Origin of the sequence: Halobaculum rubrum, assembly GCF_019880225.1 — an archaeon.
GTDB classification, from domain to species: domain Archaea; phylum Halobacteriota; class Halobacteria; order Halobacteriales; family Haloferacaceae; genus Halobaculum; species Halobaculum rubrum.
This window is the reverse complement of record NZ_CP082284.1, coordinates 240047-255051: the sequence shown is the minus strand read 5'-3', so window position 1 is coordinate 255051 and position 15005 is coordinate 240047. Positions and strand designations below refer to the sequence as shown.

At 70.7% G+C, this 15005-nt stretch carries 17 protein-coding genes; 10 read left to right on the top strand and 7 right to left on the bottom strand.

Annotated elements, in window-relative coordinates; translation table 11 throughout:
• Positions 1–54: 54 nt before the first annotated feature.
• A complete protein-coding gene (locus K6T25_RS01340; protein WP_222915903.1) occupies positions 55–669 on the top strand; it encodes a DUF6149 family protein in 615 nt (204 codons plus the stop codon).
• Positions 670–691: 22 nt separating this feature from the next.
• On the opposite strand, the gene K6T25_RS01335 is transcribed toward K6T25_RS01340, so the two are convergent.
• Complete coding sequence (locus K6T25_RS01335) at positions 692–1033, bottom strand: cupin domain-containing protein (RefSeq protein ID WP_222915901.1); 342 nt, start codon at positions 1031–1033, stop codon at positions 692–694.
• A 134-nt stretch (positions 1034–1167) separates the two neighbouring features.
• On the opposite strand from K6T25_RS01335, the gene K6T25_RS01330 reads away from it, so the two are divergent.
• Both K6T25_RS01330 and K6T25_RS01325 read left to right on the top strand, forming a co-directional pair.
• Entirely contained in the window at positions 1168–1692 is a 525-nt protein-coding gene (locus K6T25_RS01330; RefSeq protein WP_222915899.1) for a DUF5817 domain-containing protein, read from the top strand.
• 42 nt (positions 1693–1734) lie between these two features.
• Positions 1735–2118: a hypothetical protein gene (locus K6T25_RS01325; protein WP_222915897.1), complete on the top strand. Its 384-nt coding sequence runs from the start codon at positions 1735–1737 to the stop codon at positions 2116–2118.
• A gap of 48 nt (positions 2119–2166) precedes the next feature.
• On the opposite strand, the gene hmgA is transcribed toward K6T25_RS01325, so the two are convergent.
• Positions 2167–3387, bottom strand: a complete 1221-nt coding sequence (gene hmgA, locus K6T25_RS01320; RefSeq protein WP_222915895.1) for a hydroxymethylglutaryl-CoA reductase (NADPH) — start codon at positions 3385–3387, stop codon at positions 2167–2169.
• Positions 3388–3494: 107 nt separating this feature from the next.
• On the opposite strand from hmgA, the gene K6T25_RS01315 reads away from it, so the two are divergent.
• On the top strand, positions 3495–5060 hold the full coding sequence (locus tag K6T25_RS01315; RefSeq protein WP_222915893.1) for an amidohydrolase: 1566 nt from the start codon (positions 3495–3497) through the stop codon (positions 5058–5060).
• A 28-nt stretch (positions 5061–5088) separates the two neighbouring features.
• On the opposite strand, the gene K6T25_RS01310 is transcribed toward K6T25_RS01315, so the two are convergent.
• The 3 genes from K6T25_RS01310 to K6T25_RS01300 form a co-directional block, all read right to left on the bottom strand.
• Entirely contained in the window at positions 5089–6114 is a 1026-nt protein-coding gene (locus K6T25_RS01310; RefSeq protein WP_222915891.1) for a winged helix-turn-helix domain-containing protein, read from the bottom strand.
• A gap of 48 nt (positions 6115–6162) precedes the next feature.
• Entirely contained in the window at positions 6163–6699 is a 537-nt protein-coding gene (locus tag K6T25_RS01305; protein WP_222915890.1) for a GNAT family N-acetyltransferase, read from the bottom strand.
• A gap of 77 nt (positions 6700–6776) precedes the next feature.
• Positions 6777–7325 carry an HIT family protein gene (locus K6T25_RS01300; protein WP_222915889.1) on the bottom strand — a complete coding sequence of 183 codons (549 nt, stop codon included), beginning with the start codon at positions 7323–7325 and terminating at the stop codon, positions 6777–6779.
• A gap of 139 nt (positions 7326–7464) precedes the next feature.
• Here K6T25_RS01300 and K6T25_RS01295 point away from each other — a divergent pair, with 139 nt between their 5' ends.
• Positions 7465–7665: a DUF7835 family putative zinc beta-ribbon protein gene (locus K6T25_RS01295; RefSeq protein WP_222915888.1), complete on the top strand. Its 201-nt coding sequence runs from the start codon at positions 7465–7467 to the stop codon at positions 7663–7665.
• A 123-nt stretch (positions 7666–7788) separates the two neighbouring features.
• Here the strand turns inward: K6T25_RS01295 and map are convergent, their stop codons facing one another.
• Positions 7789–8682, bottom strand: coding sequence for a type II methionyl aminopeptidase (gene map / locus K6T25_RS01290; RefSeq protein WP_222915887.1), 894 nt, complete (start codon positions 8680–8682; stop codon positions 7789–7791).
• A gap of 284 nt (positions 8683–8966) precedes the next feature.
• Between map and K6T25_RS01285 the strand changes: the two genes are divergently transcribed.
• From K6T25_RS01285 to K6T25_RS01275, 3 genes are all read left to right on the top strand, one after another.
• Positions 8967–9692 (top strand): guanosine phosphorylase, encoded by a 726-nt coding sequence (locus K6T25_RS01285; RefSeq protein ID WP_222915886.1) that lies wholly within the window; start codon positions 8967–8969, stop codon positions 9690–9692.
• Between the two features lie 167 nt (positions 9693–9859).
• Positions 9860–10258 (top strand): DUF7344 domain-containing protein, encoded by a 399-nt coding sequence (locus K6T25_RS01280; protein ID WP_222915885.1) that lies wholly within the window; start codon positions 9860–9862, stop codon positions 10256–10258.
• Position 10259: 1 nt separating this feature from the next.
• Positions 10260–10958 carry a DICT sensory domain-containing protein gene (locus tag K6T25_RS01275; protein WP_222915884.1) on the top strand — a complete coding sequence of 233 codons (699 nt, stop codon included), beginning with the start codon at positions 10260–10262 and terminating at the stop codon, positions 10956–10958.
• A gap of 34 nt (positions 10959–10992) precedes the next feature.
• Here the strand turns inward: K6T25_RS01275 and K6T25_RS01270 are convergent, their stop codons facing one another.
• Positions 10993–12150: an NAD-binding protein gene (locus tag K6T25_RS01270; RefSeq protein ID WP_222915883.1), complete on the bottom strand. Its 1158-nt coding sequence runs from the start codon at positions 12148–12150 to the stop codon at positions 10993–10995.
• A 115-nt stretch (positions 12151–12265) separates the two neighbouring features.
• Between K6T25_RS01270 and K6T25_RS01265 the strand changes: the two genes are divergently transcribed.
• Both K6T25_RS01265 and K6T25_RS01260 read left to right on the top strand, forming a co-directional pair.
• Entirely contained in the window at positions 12266–13489 is a 1224-nt protein-coding gene (locus K6T25_RS01265) for a potassium channel family protein (RefSeq protein ID WP_222915882.1), read from the top strand.
• Positions 13486–14967, top strand: a complete 1482-nt coding sequence (locus tag K6T25_RS01260) for a DUF8167 domain-containing protein (protein ID WP_222915880.1) — start codon at positions 13486–13488, stop codon at positions 14965–14967. Before K6T25_RS01265 ends, K6T25_RS01260 begins: the two co-directional genes overlap by 4 nt.
• Positions 14968–15005 lie beyond the last annotated feature (38 nt).

The following is a 15005-nucleotide window of genomic DNA, read 5'->3' as shown; positions in this document are numbered from 1 at the left end:
CGGTCCGGTGTCGCTGCGCCGCACATTCAAGGGTCCGCGGCCCCAGGAACTGGTATGAAGCTCCGGCAGAACGTCCGCCACTGGGCCGCCAAGCGCGCGCTCACCACGCCGGTCGTCGGCGACTACGTCAACGACAGGCTCGTCGACATGCATACGGACATCTTCCTGAACAAGGCCGACGAGGACCGTCGCGAGGAACGTCGCGCGCACCTCGACGACTTCTTCGACGCGACGATGGACACCTACGTCGCGGCGCTGGAGGCGGGCTACCCCGAGGCGGAGGCCCGCGAGATCACCCACCTGCAGGCGAACTTCGATTTCTTCAACCACGGATGGGCCGAGATGATGGAGATCCCCAGCGACGAACTGGAGGAACACTACCGTCGCTACGAGGAGTTCTTCCGGCGGTACGGCATCACCATCGACGACCCGCTCGGCGAGTTCCGTCCCGCCGACGGCGTCACTGAGGCTCCGGAGACCCCCGACCGAATGGAGGACGGAGAGTTCGAGAACGCCGTCGCCGGGTTCGCCGACGACGCGTACGTCGAGGACGCCGACGGCGAACTCCACGTCGGCGGCACCGACGAGCCGGAGGACGTCGACGTGAGCGCCGCGCCGGGCGTCGACGAGAGCGACGTCGACGACGACGCCGAGGCGACGGCGGACTGAGTTCTCCCCCTGCGACTGAGTCTTACTCCTGCCAGTCGGGGTTCGGCCGAGGCGGGCTGAAGATGTCGACGCCCTCGACCTGCTCGTCACCGCGGTTCTCGGCGCCGTGTACCTCCTCGCCCGCGAGCACGTACGAGTCGCCGGCCTCACAGACGACCTCCTCGCCGTCGGCCAGGAGGAACGTCAGCGCGCCGGCGGTGATGTACCCCGCCTGTTCGTGACGGTGGCTGTGCGACGGCACCTCGGCGCCGGGATCGATCGAGAAGTGTTGGACGCTCATTTCGGCGCCGGTCGCCAACTGCGCGAGGTTGACTCCCGGGACGGCCTCGGTGTCCGCGCTCGGGTCGTGCGGTTCGTGGTCCATACCGTTGCCGGCGGCGGCGACCGTCTTAACTCCGCCGGCGATTCCTCGGATCGGGGGCGATCCTCACGCGACACGGGGCGACGGCCACCCCGTCGAGAGCAAGGTTCAACTCCGGTGACGAGCAACGCGCGGTCATGTACGCGGTCGTCGGTTGTCGTTCCTGTGGCACCTACTGGCTCGTCAGCGATCCCGACCGACAGGAGTCGGCGACCTGCCCGCGCTGTGAGACGCGGCACCCGACCGACCGGCTGAACCGCTTCCACGAGTCGGACGACCGGGCGGCGGCCGCGCAGGCGCGGGCGAAACTGCTCGCCGACAAGCACGGACAGTCCGAAGCGTTCGAGCGTGCGGGGACGGTCGCCGAGCTGGAGCGGGAACTGGACGGGTTCGAGGGCGCCGTCGACGACCGGGAGTACCTGGAGGGGTCCGGGCTCGACGCCGACGAGGTCGCGGCCGCGGGCGCCGACGACGCCGGTGGGTCGCGCTCGCGCGACGAGGTGGTCCGCGACGCGCTCAGGGAGGGCAACGCGACCGAGGAGGCCGTCGTCGCGTACGCGACCGACCACGGCGTCCCCGCCGAGGCGGCGCGGGACGTTCTCGACCGGCTGACGCGCCGCGGCGAGGCGTCCGAGTCGCGCGGCGAGTATCGACTCCTGTAACGACGGCGGAGCGCTTATATCGGATACCGAACCAGTCGAACCATGTCGATGATCGCGGGAGCGGCGGCCGCCGGCGTCGAAGCCGCCGGTGCGCTCCGCGTTCCGTTCGCGTGGCCGTTGCAGTCCGTCGCCGGGCCGGCGGACGCCCCGCCGTACGCGGGCCTCCTGTTTCTCGCCGCCTTCGTCTCCCTGCTGGGGATGTTCCTGACGATGCACGGCGCGGCGGCGTACGCGCTGCTCGTGTGGGAGGGAACGACCGGGATCGCGGCGTGGGTGTACGTCCACCCCGCGGTCGGCGGGTTCCTGATCGCCGCGGCCGCGATCCAGACGCCGATGGCGGCGCACCTGTGGGGAGACCCCCTCTCGGTCCGGCGACGGACAGTGTGGGCGATCCAAGCGCTCGCGACGCGACTGGACGAGCGGTAGCGTCGGGACCGAGGGCCGGGTCCGAGTCCGAGTGTTGGACTGGACGACCTATCGACCGAGACTCGCGTGTGCCGACGAGAGGTTCCGCGACCCGAGCGCCGACAGCAGGGAGAGTTCGCCCGCCAGCGCCGCGACCGCGACCGCCTCCGCGAGCGCGTCGCCGTTGCTGCCGGCGGGGTCGCCGCCGCCGCGGATCCCGAGCACGTCCAGCGCCTCCGACTGCGTGGGGAGCGTCGTCCCGCCGCCGACGGTCCCGACCTCCAGCGACGCGATGGTGACCGAGACATAGAGGTCCCCGTCGTCGTCGACCTCGGCGGTGGTGATCGCGTTCGCGCCCTCGACGACCTGCGCGGCGTCCTGTCCGGTCGCGAGGAACATCGCCGCGACGCTGTTGGCGACGTGGGCGTTGAATCCCAGACTGCCGGCCTTCGCGGAGCCGACGAGGTTCTTGCGGGTGTTCACCTCGGCGACGGCCTCGGGCGTCGTCTTCAGGGTCTCAGCGACCGTCTCGCGGGGGATCGTCACGTCGGCGGCGACCGTCCGCCCCCGACCTTCGACGGCGTTGATCGCGGCGGGCTTCTTGTCGGTACAGAGGTTGCCCGACAGCGCGACGAGCGAGGCGGTCGTCTCGGCTTCTATCACGTCGCAGGCTTCCTCGGTGGCGATGGTGGCCATGTTCATCCCCATCGCGTCCTTCGTGTCGTAGGCGAAGCGGACGAACACGGTGTTGCCGACGACGTACGGCGTCGCCTCCTTCAGCTCGCCGTGGCTCGTCGTCGACTCGGCGGCCTCCCGCAGCGCGTCGACGTTGTCCCGAACCCACGAGGACAGCGCCTCCGCCTCGGCAACGTCGGCGACGCGGAACGCCGGCGCGCGCGTCATCCGGTTTTTGAGGACGCGCGCGCCCGCCCCGCCGGCCGTGTTGAGCGCCGCGCAGCCGCGGTTGACCGACGCGAGCAGTGCCCCCTCCGTGGTCGCCATCGGGAGGTACTGCTCTCCCGAGATGGCGCCGCCGTCGATCTCGACGGGGCCGACGACGCCCAGCGGGATCTGGATCGCGCCCAGCATGTTCTCGATGTTCGACTCGGCGTCTGCGGCGTCGAAGGCGTACTCGCCGCCGGTCGAGAGGTCGGCACCGGAGTGTTCCTCGACGAGCAGCCGTCGCGCCGCGGCGGCGGTGTCGGCGTCGGCGTGCTCCTCCAACTCGTACAGGCGAAGGTCGCCGTCGCGCACGCGCTCGGCGAGCGTCTCGGCGTCGGTATCGGTCATACCTCCGGGTGACGGCGGCGGCCGCTAAGTCGTGTCGGTTCCGCATACCCGCCCGGCAGCCGCCCGGTTCCCGAACGGTTTTGCCCCGTGGGGACCCGCCTTCGCGCATGACCGACCCCGCCGACCTCGTCGTCGTCGACGCCGAGGTGCACACGCTCGCCGACCCCGACGAGACGTACGACGCGTTCGCCGTCCGCGACGGTCGCGTCGTCCGGCTCGGCACCACCTACGACGTGGAGTTCCTCGCCGGCGCCGACACCGAGACGATCGATGCCGACGGCCGCGTCGCGATCCCGGGCCTGATCGACGCGCACACGCATCTGCTCAACGCGGGCCGCTCGCTCGTCCACGCCGATCTCTCGACGGCGGGCTCCCCGAGCGACGCGGTCGAGCTGCTTCGCGAACGCGCCGACGAGATCGGCGCCGGTGACGCCGACAGCGACGACGACGGCGGCGACGAGTGGGTGCTCGGCTTCGGCTACGACGAGTCGACGTGGGACGAGTCCCGCTACCTCACCCGCGAGGATCTCCACGAGGTCTCCGGGACGACGCCGGTCGTCGCCTTTCGCGAGGACATGCACGTCGCCGCGGTCAACGACCCGGTCCTCGACCGCCTCGGCGACGGGATGCCCGAGGGGGACGTACACACCGAGGGCGGCGACCCGACCGGCGTGATCGTCGAGGAGGCGGTCGACCCCGTCTACGAGGCGATCGAGCCCGACGCCGAGGAGGCCGAGGAGCTGATCCGCGCGGCGCAGGCGACCGCCAACGAGCGCGGAGTCACGACGATCCACGACATGGTCCGGAAGTCGAAGGCGCCGCAGGTGTATCGCGACCTCGATCTGGCGGACGAACTCACGCTGCGCGTGCGGATCAACTACTGGGCCGACCACTACGAGTCCCTCGTCGATGCCGGTCTCCGCACGAACCACGGCAGCGACATGGTACAGGTCGGCGGTGTCAAGTCCTACACCGACGGCACGTTCGGCGGCCGGACGGCGAAGCTCCACGAGCCGTACGCCGACGACGCCGACGAGACCGGGACGTGGGTGCTCGATCCCGACGAGATCCGCGACCTCGTGACCCGCGCCGACGACCACGGGTTCCAGGTGACGCTACACGCGATCGGCGACGCCGCGATCGACGCCGTGCTCGACGCCTACGAGGAGACCGACGACCCGGGCGCCGCACGCCACCGGATCGAGCACAGCGAACTCGCGACCGACGAGGCGATCGAGCGGATGGCCGATCTGGGCGTGATCGCGTCGATGCAGCCCAACTTCCACAAGTGGGGCTTCGAGGAGGGACTGTACGACGCGCGCCTCGGCGACCGGCGCACCGACGCGAACCGCCTGCCCGCCTACCTCGACGCCGACGCGCCGCTGGCGTTCGGCAGCGACTGCATGCCGCTGGACCCGCTGCTGGGCGTTCACTACGCGGTCAACGCCCCCAGCGAGGACCAGTCGCTCGGCGTCACCGAGGCGCTGCGGGCGTACACTGTGGGCGCCGCGTACGCCGGCTTCGACGAGGACCGACTCGGGACGCTAGAGACCGGAAAGCGCGGGGACTTCGTCCTCCTCGACGAGTCGCCGTGGGAGATGTCCGACCGGATCGACGAGATCGCCGTGGCGCTAACTGCGGTCGACGGCGACGTGGTGTACGACGGTCGGTGAGAAACCAGGAACCGTTGGTCGGTGAGAGCTACGCGTCGGCCTCGACATCGTCGTCGGCTGTGTTCGTCTCTGTCGGCTCGTTCGTCTCCGCGTCGAGCACCTCGAGCGTCTCGTCGACGGTGACGCGGATCACGTCGCCGTCGCAGGGGAGATCGAGCCGAACGCGGAGCGGATCCTCGCTCACCACCCTCGTGTGCCCGTCGCTGACGGTCCACGGATGCGTCCAGAACGGCTCGGTCGTGAGGTCGACGCCGCGCTCGGCGAAGAACGTGAGCACGGGCGCGGTGTCGAGGAGGTTCACGCCGACGGCGGAGGTGAGCCGGTTGTCACAGCGGCCGCAGGTGTGGCGCACCGCGACGTCCTGTCCGGGAACGGCGGTCTCGGTGACCAGATCGGTCTCCATGCGCCCCATACACTCCGGGCAGACGCCGTCGGCGGCGAGACAGTAGTGGTGGCGGACGTGGTGATGGAACGCGTCGAGGAACTCCGCGGGCGTCCGGTCGGCGAGACCGCCCGGCGGGAACGAGTAGTTCACCGGCGTGCGCCCGCACTCGGTACACGCGATCGTGAGCAGCTCGTTCGCGTACCGCGCCTCCAGGTCGCCGTCGCACTCGTAACACGCCCCTGGCGCGTCGAACGGCCCCAGCTCGCTGCGGCCGGTGAACGTCCCCGCGAACACCGAGCGCACGACCTTCCAGCCCGGCGTGCGGAACTCGTACCCCTCGACGCAGTCGTCGGCCGCCGTGGCGCCGGCGGTGTCGCCGACGGAACCACCGTCCCCGTCGGCGGCGTCGTCGCCGCACTCGATCTTGCGGACGAAGTGGTCGAGTAGCTGCTTCAGGTGGTAGTTGAAGTGCGCGCTGTCGTTCAGGTCGGTGCGGTCGTACAGCTCGGAGAACGCGACCGGTTGGTCGTCGCCGCGCTCGATCGTCGCCTCGTGCAGCGACTGGAGGATGTCGATGCGGGTCTCGTTGCCGAGGAGGGCGAACGCCTCCGCCGGGTCGAGGTCCGCCTCCCCCGCGTGGTCGACGGCCTCCTCCGCGGATCTGCTCATGCCGGGTCATGGAACGTCGCCGAACATAGTCGTTGGGTCGATACGCCCCTAGGCGTCCACGCCGCGCTCGGTCCCGCCGTCGCCGTCCTCGTCATCGACGCGGGTGTCGGCCCTGCCGTCGATCCCGCGCAGAAGGCGGCGGCGACGTACCTCGAAGCCCTCGCGCTCGTACAGCGCCAGGGCGGCGTCGTTGTCGACGGCCACGGAGATCGACGCCGTCTCGCAGCCCCACTCGCGGCCCCGATCCACACAGGCGTCGAGGAGGGCCGTCGCGACGCCCCGACGGCGATACGCCTCGGCGACGTACAGCTCCGAGACGTGGCAGTTCGGATCGCGGTCGAAGACCGGCGCCGTCGGCTCCCGGGTCGCCGACGCGAAGCCGACGCGATCGCCGTCGACGACCGCGACGAGGTCGGCGGCGTCGTCGTCCGCGAGGCGGTCCTCGCGGTGGTCGATCCCGGGAGTCCGGAGGTCGTCGACGAGGGGGTGGAACGGCTCGTCCGCGGCGGCCTCGCGCTGAAACGGTATCCAGAGGTCGTCGACGAACGCCTCGAGTTCCTCGCCTCGGAGCGGTCGGATCTCCATGGCGTCGCCTTCGTCGGTCGACACTTGACGGTTCGGCCGGCGTGTGAACTCCTCCCGGTGGTGGCGAACCCGCCGGCCTACTCGAACGCGAACCGCACCGCCTCGTCGTCGTCGCCGGCGCGGGCGCCCTCCTGCTCGGCGAGGGCGTCCCGGAGGCGCTCCCAGGTGTCCTCGAGCGCCTCGACGATCACCTTCGTGTCCGAGATGACCGGCATGAAGTTCGTGTCGCCGCCCCACCGCGGGACGACGTGGGTGTGGAGGTGGTCGTCGATGGAGCCGCCGGCGGCGTCGCCGCCGAGGTTCATCCCGGCGTTGAGTCCGTCCGGGCCGAGCGCGTCCTCGAGTGCGCGCATCGTCCGCTGCTTCAGGCGGGCGTGATCCAACAGCGTCGCGTCGTCGAGGGCGGGGAACTCCCCCTCGTGGACCCGCGGGATCACCATGACGTGGCCCGGGTTGTACGGGTAGTTGTTGAGCAGGACGAACGCGCGCTCGCTGCGGGCGACGATCCGGGAGTCGCGGTCGTTCCCGCGCTCGGGAAGCACGCAGAACGGACAGCCGTCGATCGCGTCCTCGTCGGCGTCCCGGTCGACCCACTCGATCCGCCACGGCGCGAACACCTGATCCATACCGGGCGGTCACCCGCGCGGCTCTTAGAACCCAGTGAGCGCGGGCGGAGGGCAGGCGGCCGCCGCGCTCGCGGCTGCCGGGCGAAGGTTTTATACCCAACGTGACACCTTTATCGGGGTTAGCGTCGTACCCTACTGCATGGCGACCCAACCCTCCGTCTCCGACCACGTCACAGAGCGCTGCGTGACGTGCGGAGGAAAGACGACCCACGGCGTGCGGGTGGAGATCCGCACGGAGAGTCAGAAGGAGGAAAACGCGGAGTTCTCCCGCGAACCCTACCGCATCACCACCTGCAACGAGTGTGGGGTCGAGACCGCGACCCGGATGAACAACGCGTAGCACCGACCGTCCGCATCGATCGACCGTCCCACCGGACCGGAGAGCCGAGCCGGGACCGACTACTCGCCGCCCGTTCCCGACGCCCGTTCGTGGCGACTCCTCACGACGGATCCCTCGACTGTCTCAGGAGAACAGGCCCGTGGTCGTCACCTCGATCCCGTCCTCGGTGACGACGAGCGTGTGTTCGGCCTGACTGATCAGTTCGCCGTCCTGCTCTTTCAGCACGGGGTACCCCTTGACGGCGTCCTGCTGGACGAGCCGACGCAGCGCCATCTCGTCGCGCGAGGAGTCGAGCCACCGCGCGGCGAAGGGGAGGCCGTCGAACTCCCGCACCTGCTCCAGCGTCTGCCGGGCCGTGCGGTTGCGCACCGACACGTCCTGGGTCAGCTCGAAGATCTCCTCGTCGTTGCCCTCGCCGACTTTCCCGCTGCCGGTGGTGGCGAACGGCTCGATGGCGACGACCTGCCCCGGCTCCAGTTCCACGGAGCGGTCGACGCCCCGGTTGGGGACGTTCGGTCCCGTGTGCGCGTCGTACCGTTCGACCCCGTGGCCCGAGAGGTTGTACACCGGGGTGTAGCCGTACGCCTCGATCACGTCCTCGATCTCGGCGCCGATCTCGCCGACCGGGACGCCCGGCCCCGCGGCGTCGACGGCCGCCTCCAGCGCCTGCTCGGCGGCCTCGACGAGTTCGGTCTCGCCCGCGAGGTCGACGGTCACCGCCGAGTCGGCGATGTAGCCGTCGACGTGGACGCCCATGTCGAGACAGACCACGTCTTCGCCGAAGACGGTTCCGTCGTCGCGCTCGGGGGTCGCGTGGCTCGCCTCCTCGTCGATCGAGACGTTCACCGGGAACGCGAGTCCGGCGCCCTCCTCGCGGATGCGCTCCTCCGCGTACTCGGCGACTTCGAGGTGCGTCGCGCCCGGCTCGACCAGCTCGCGCGTCTCGCCCATCACCGTCGTCAGGATCTCGCCCGCCTCGCGGTACTTCTCCAGCACGTCATCGTCGAGGACACTCATACCCCGCCGTTCGATTGAGCGGGGGAAAGGGATTGCGCTACCTGCGTGGCCGAGAGAGTGAGCGGTGTGAGGCCGACCGACGGGAGGCCTCGATGCGAACGGGGAGCGACGCGCGGTCGACCGGAGGGAGACCGCGAGTCGAACGGGGAGCGACGCGACCCGTGAGCGACGCGACCCGTGAGCGACGCGACCGACCGAGGCCACGATCGACGGCGACGAACTACGCTGTCGCCGCCGCGCCGGCGCTTCGCGGGGTTTTTGCTGAGCGCGGGGCGAGCGATCGTATGGCCAACCAGCCCCACCTGCTCGTCGACGAGGGCGACGTTCACGAGATCGCGCTGATCCCGGGCAACCCGGATCGCGTCGACCGCATCGCCGACCACTGCGACGACTCCGAACTCGTCGCCGAGAACCGCGAGTACCGGATCGTCAACGCGACCTACGACGGCGTCGACCTCACGATCTGCTCGACGGGGATCGGCTGTCCCTCCGCCGCCATCGCCATCGAGGAGCTCCACAACGTCGGCGTCGAGACGGTGATCCGCGTCGGCACCTGCGGCGGCCTCCAGACCGACGTGGAGATCGGCGACATGGTCGTCGCCACCGGCTCCGCGAAGGAGGAGGGGACGAGCAAGCGCTACGAGTCCGAGACGTACCCCGCCGTCCCCGACTACGACACGCTTACGGCGCTCGTCGACGCGGCCGAGGCGAACGACGAGGACGTTCACGTGGGGCCGATCGTCTCCGACGACGCCTTCTACAACGAGTCCGACGAGTACGTCGCCGACTGGGAGGAGGCGGGGCTGCTCGCGATCGAGATGGAGGCGTCGGCCGTGTTCTCGCTGGCGCGCCGCCGCGGCATGAACGCAGGGGCCATCTGTACCGCCGACGGCAACCTCGTCGCCGGAACCCAGAAGGGCGCCGACTCCGAGGACGAACTCCCCGAGAAGGCGAAGAACAACGTCGGACGCGCCATCGACATCGCGCTCGATTCGGTCGCGTCGCTGTAGCGTTCGACGGCAGCGCGTGGTTGTCGGTCGGGGGCATCACCCGTCGCCGCGTCGGCGGATCCGGGTTGCATCGCCGTCGCCGAGCGGTTCGAGCTCCCGGCTCGACGCCCGACACGGCCCCGTCGAAGACGTTATGATAGAGTAGAATCAACATTCGAAATAGTACGATGAACGACACGACGCGCGCCGACAGACACGGTGAGGAGGAACAGGCGGACGCGACCGTGACGCTGGCGGACGATGCGCTCTATCGCGCGTTCGCGTCGAGACAACGACGGCGGGTGCTGGCGATACTTCGAGACACGGGTTCGGATGAAACGTCCGTCGAGGAACTCGCGACGCTGCTGTGTGGGTACGATGCCGCGGACACCGGCACGATGAAAACCCCGAGTGACCGGGATCGGCTGCTGGCCGCACTGACGCACGTGCATCTCCCACACCTCGACGCCGTCGGGCTGGTGGACTACGACCGAGGAGACGGAGCCGCTTCGCCGCGCCCGCTGGACCCGGCGGTCGAAGAGCTTCTCGACCGAAGCGTCGCCGCAGAGTCGTCACCGCGGTCGTGACATGCTCGACTCCCTGCTCACGAGAGCCCGGAACCGAGAGCACGCGATCGTCGTGTATCGGGGCGACGAGCCGATCGAAGTCGAGTCGCTGTTCGCCGCACACGGCGTCGAGTACGCGGTCCGCGAGCTCCCGCCGACCGGGCCGGACCCGTTCGTCCACATCGAGACCGACGGCGAGTTCGCCGGGGTGATCGGCGCCGCGGAGCTGGAGGGGCTGTTCGCTCCGCCGATCGTCCGCCCCGGCGAACGGGACGAGGTGTCCCCGGGGTATCGAGCGATCTTCGAGCTGTTCGACGACACGCTGTTCACGTCGATGCGGCGCGGGGCGCTACGCGCGGTGAGTCGGGAGATCGAGGACCGCGCCTATCGGGTCGGTACGGGAACCCTTCGCGCGAGCTTTCAGCGGTTCTCGGCGTTCCGACCGCAGGTCGACGCGTACCGTCACCTCGCGGCCGACACCGACCTCGCCGTCCACGTGTACGGGGCCGACGACTGGGAGCCGCCGACGATACCGGGCGTCACGTACCACGCCACCGGCGACGGCGACCTCGACCGGTTCTGGGCCCTCGCGTTCGACGGGGGCGACGAGGCGCAGGCGTGCGGACTCGTGGCGAGGGAGGAGTCGGACGGGTACACGGGCCTTTGGACCGATGACGTCGCCGTCGTCGAGGAGTTACTCGCCGCCTTGGCCGCGGCGTGACCTCGGGGATGCCCGTCCCCGCCGGCCGGACGCGTCACTCCTCGTCGAGCAGCTGTCGAGCGACCGCCTCGGAGTCTTCTCCGCCCAGCGCGGACTCGACGAGGAGATGTCCGCCGATCGTCGCCGGCGAGATGACCGTGTCGGCGCCCGCGCGCTTCAGCTTGTTCACGTTCTCGCGGTCGGTCGCGGCGGCGACGATCGTCGCGTCCGGGCTGAGCTGTCGGGCCGTGAGGATCGCGAGCGCGTCCTCAGCGTCGTTGTTCGTCGCGGCGACGACCGCGCGGGCGTCGCCGATCTTTGCGCGCTCCAGCGGCTCCTCGCCGGACGGGTCGGCAGTGAGCACGTGGACACCGTCCTCCTCGTGGAGCAAACGTGCGGCCCCCTCGTCGGGCGTTATCACGAGGAACTCCACGTCCGCGGCGATCAGTTCGTCGACGATCGGTTCGGTCAGTTCGCCGTAGCCGAGCACGATGACGTGGTCGGCGAGCAGGTCGATGTCTGTGTCTGTCATGCGTCCGAGAGCGTTCGTGAGGCGGGCTTCGATGGCCGGTGTGATGAGCACGCCGAGCGCGATCGCGAAGGCGGCGACGTTGAGCACGAGCGCCGACATGGCGAACCACTTCGCCAGCGGCGTCGCCGGCGTCACGTCGCCGTAGCCGACGGTCGATGCGGTGACGACCGAGAAGTACACCGCGTCGGTGATCGTCGAGACGCCGGTGAACTGGTCGTCCAACGCGAACGCGCCGGCGGTCGAGTAGCCGAGCGAGCCGACCAGCGCCGACAGCGAGGCCCACTGTGTCGGCGAGAGGTCGATCTCCGTGGCGAACAGTCGCCGGTTGAGCGCGAGCGCGAGCAGGGCCGCCAGCGAGAGCGCGAGCAGCACCGGCCCCGCGACGGTCGAGCCGACGAGCCCCTGGATCGCCGTCAGCGGGAGCAGCACGACCGCCGCGATCCACGCAGCACGGAGTCCGCGCCGGAGTCCGTACGCCGCAACGAGGAGGAGAAACCCCGTGATAGCGCCGGTGAAGCCGGCGAGAATCACTGCATCGTCGGGGAGCGCAGCGACGATCGAGAGCCGTCTCGTGGGTCGGGTGACGATACCCCCGATGCCGGCGACGACAGACAGCAGCGCCGCGACCGTCACGAGCGTCACGGCGATCCGACCGCCGACCCGATCGCGCCAGCCGTCCATGCCCCGACGTTCACTCGGCCGGTGATAAGCGATGCGACACCATCCGACCGGGCCACGACCCGACAGGAGATCTCACGCCGGCAGGGATTTGTACGACGGGCGTCAGCGACAACCTATGCCCGCCTCCTCGCTCCCGATCCAGCTCCTGCTCGGGCTGTATCTCGGCCTGCTCACGGGGATCGTCCCCGGGCTGGTCTCGTGGGCGCTCGGATTCACGTTCAAGTACTTCACCGGGGTGTCGATCCCCGGCTTCGGTGTCGTCGTCCTCGCGCTGGCGGTCGCCGGCGTCAACGGCGGCCTCCTCGCCCTCAACGATCAGACGATCCGGAACTCCGCCAACGGCACCGCGCTGCTGATCGCGATCATCGTCGTGCTGATGATCTCGCTGTACGCCCACTCCAAAGGCGACGCGATGGGCGCGTCGCTCCCCAAGCGACTCACGCTCAGACAGCTGACGGAGCGGACGCTCTCCACGGACGCGATCGACTTGACCGCGGGACGCGGACGAGTGACGGTCTCGGTCGCAGGCGACGTGGGCGACATCGAGGGCTACCCCGCGCTCCCCGCCGACCTCCGGGCGGAGGTTCGCGCCTTCGCCGACGACTTCCCGGCCGACCTCCCGCTGAGCGAACTGGAGGCGGCCGTTGCCGAGCGCCTCCGCTCGGAGCACGACCTCGCCGAGGTGACCGTCCACCTCGACGAGCGGGGACGGGCGACCGTCGCCGCCGCGCCGCCGTTGGCCGGCGTCTCGAGCCGCATTCCGGACGGCAAGCGCGCCGTCTCCGTGTCGGTGTTGCTCCCGACAGGAGTCGCCCGGGGCGACGAGATAACCGTCGTCACGGCCGACGGCGACGCCGTCGACGGCACCGTCGTCGCCGCCCGCACCGACGGCGCTACGCCGGATGAGACGCCCGCGACGGCGGCCGACGGCGGCACGGACGCGCCGCCGGCGCCCTCCCCGACGACGACCGGCGGCGACGGTCGCCTCACGCTCGCGGTCGACCGGTCGGCCGCGCCTCGGCTCCTCGACGCCGACGTGCGGCGGTTGGCCGTGCGCTCGCGGGGGACGAGACGCGAGTTCGAACTCATCGCACTGCTCCGCCGGGCGGGCAAGCGGTTCCGTCGGTTCAGCGTCCGGGCCGACGGGCCCCTCGACGGACACAGCCTTCGGGAGGCGGCGGTCCGCGACGAGTACGGCGTGGCCGTCCTCGCGGTTCGCAGCGCCGGACGGTGGCGCCTCGGACCCGACGGCGACGTCAGGCCGGAGGCCGGCGCCGACCTCGTCGTCGTCGGGACGCGGGACGCCCTCGACCGATTCGGTCGCGAGGTGGCGGCGTGATCCCGGCTGCCATCGGGCGCCTCACGGAGGCCGGGATCTCGCCGGTTCGGGCCAACCGGCCGCTCCGGACGGCCCCGCCGCTTCAGTCCGTGTCCGAGGTGCTCGAGCTCGTGAACGCCCCGCGGCTCGTCGGCTTCGCGGTCGCCTCGTTTCTCGTCGCCGCCCTCGGCGCGGCGGCGTACCGGTGGTACGTCAACGAGCCGGTTCCGCGGGGACTGACTACGCTGCTCGGGACGGCGACGGTCGCGGTGTATCTCAACACGGTCGGACTGTTCGCGTCCGTCCTCCCCGTCGCGGGCGTCGTCACGACGGACCCGTTCGCGCCGATGACGGTCATCCGGAACGTCGTGAGCCTCCTCGTGGCCGCGGGGACGGCGCCGATCGGTCGCCGAGTCGGCGACCACTTCGCGACGAACGTGACGGCCGTCGCGGGCGGCGAGCGCGTCGACGGCGAGTTGAGCAGGTTCGCGCGGACGGTCGGCCGGATCCGGAGCGTCGAGCTCCCCGAGGAGATCGCCGACATCGACGGCTACGACCCCGTCGACGAGGCGACCAAGGAGCGCCTCTCCGGGGAGACGCTGTTGTTCCCGCGACGGCTCTCGGACGGGGAACTGCGCGACGCGTTCCTGACGCGACTGAAGCAGGAGTACGGCGTCGGCCACGTCGACGCCGAGTTCGACGGCGGGGACGTGACATACCTCGGCGTCGGTCGCCGCGTCGCCGGCATCGGCCCGACGCTCGGGCCGGGTGCGTGTGCGGTCGCGATCCGCGCCGACCCGCCCAACGGCGCGGGCCCGGGCGACGTCGTTCAGGTGTGGCGAGTCCCCGATACGTCTGCGGCATCCACACCGGCGGGGTCAGAACCGAGCGACTCGGCGGGCTCCATATCGGACGGATCGGTCGCGGCGGAGGCGAGCCCGAGGGACCCGACAGTCCCGGCTGTGACGGACTCTGCGGCGGCGGAAACGGGAGCCGATGACGGAGACGACCCCGCCCCGAGACGGGTCGCAACCGCGGAACTGCGCGCGACGGCCGGCGACGTGGTGACGCTCGCGGTCGACGAGTCGGACGCCGATGAGTTCCACGCCGACGGCAGCTATCGACTGGTGACGATGCCCGCCGAGGCGCGCGCGGACCGGGAGTTCGCGTCGATCCTCCGGGTCGCCGACGAGACGATGGCGGTCGTCACCGTCGGAGAGCGGAGCGTGCTCGACGGCACGCGTGTCGGGGCGGTGCGGGGATCGGTCGTCGCCGTCGAGGGCATCGACGGCTCGATCGAGCCGATCCCGCCGCGCGGCCGGACGTTCTCCGCGGGCGAGACGGTGTACGTGATCGCGCGCCCCGAGGCGATCCGGGAGCTGGAGCGACGCGGGGCCGGCGCCGGTGGGGACGCCGGGACCGACCCCACCGACGCGGGCGCCGGGACCGACGGCGGCACGTCACGGACGACGGACGGCCCGAACACCGACGACGACTGAGTCGACGGCGCAACGCTCTTGCCCGCCCGACAGGGACG

Bases quoted from the DNA above. Each gene is read 5' to 3' on its own strand.
- K6T25_RS01340 (WP_222915903.1), top strand. From the start codon at position 55: ATGAAGCTCCGGCAGAACGTCCGCCACTGGGCCGCCAAGCGCGCGCTC.
- K6T25_RS01335 (WP_222915901.1), bottom strand. From the start codon at position 1,033: ATGGACCACGAACCGCACGACCCGAGCGCGGACACCGAGGCCGTCCCG.
- K6T25_RS01330 (WP_222915899.1), top strand. From the start codon at position 1,168: ATGTACGCGGTCGTCGGTTGTCGTTCCTGTGGCACCTACTGGCTCGTC.
- K6T25_RS01325 (WP_222915897.1), top strand. From the start codon at position 1,735: ATGTCGATGATCGCGGGAGCGGCGGCCGCCGGCGTCGAAGCCGCCGGT.
- hmgA (WP_222915895.1), bottom strand. From the start codon at position 3,387: ATGACCGATACCGACGCCGAGACGCTCGCCGAGCGCGTGCGCGACGGC.
- K6T25_RS01315 (WP_222915893.1), top strand. From the start codon at position 3,495: ATGACCGACCCCGCCGACCTCGTCGTCGTCGACGCCGAGGTGCACACG.
- K6T25_RS01310 (WP_222915891.1), bottom strand. From the start codon at position 6,114: ATGAGCAGATCCGCGGAGGAGGCCGTCGACCACGCGGGGGAGGCGGAC.
- K6T25_RS01305 (WP_222915890.1), bottom strand. From the start codon at position 6,699: ATGGAGATCCGACCGCTCCGAGGCGAGGAACTCGAGGCGTTCGTCGAC.
- K6T25_RS01300 (WP_222915889.1), bottom strand. From the start codon at position 7,325: ATGGATCAGGTGTTCGCGCCGTGGCGGATCGAGTGGGTCGACCGGGAC.
- K6T25_RS01295 (WP_222915888.1), top strand. From the start codon at position 7,465: ATGGCGACCCAACCCTCCGTCTCCGACCACGTCACAGAGCGCTGCGTG.
- map (WP_222915887.1), bottom strand. From the start codon at position 8,682: ATGAGTGTCCTCGACGATGACGTGCTGGAGAAGTACCGCGAGGCGGGC.
- K6T25_RS01285 (WP_222915886.1), top strand. From the start codon at position 8,967: ATGGCCAACCAGCCCCACCTGCTCGTCGACGAGGGCGACGTTCACGAG.
- K6T25_RS01280 (WP_222915885.1), top strand. From the start codon at position 9,860: ATGAACGACACGACGCGCGCCGACAGACACGGTGAGGAGGAACAGGCG.
- K6T25_RS01275 (WP_222915884.1), top strand. From the start codon at position 10,260: ATGCTCGACTCCCTGCTCACGAGAGCCCGGAACCGAGAGCACGCGATC.
- K6T25_RS01270 (WP_222915883.1), bottom strand. From the start codon at position 12,150: ATGGACGGCTGGCGCGATCGGGTCGGCGGTCGGATCGCCGTGACGCTC.
- K6T25_RS01265 (WP_222915882.1), top strand. From the start codon at position 12,266: ATGCCCGCCTCCTCGCTCCCGATCCAGCTCCTGCTCGGGCTGTATCTC.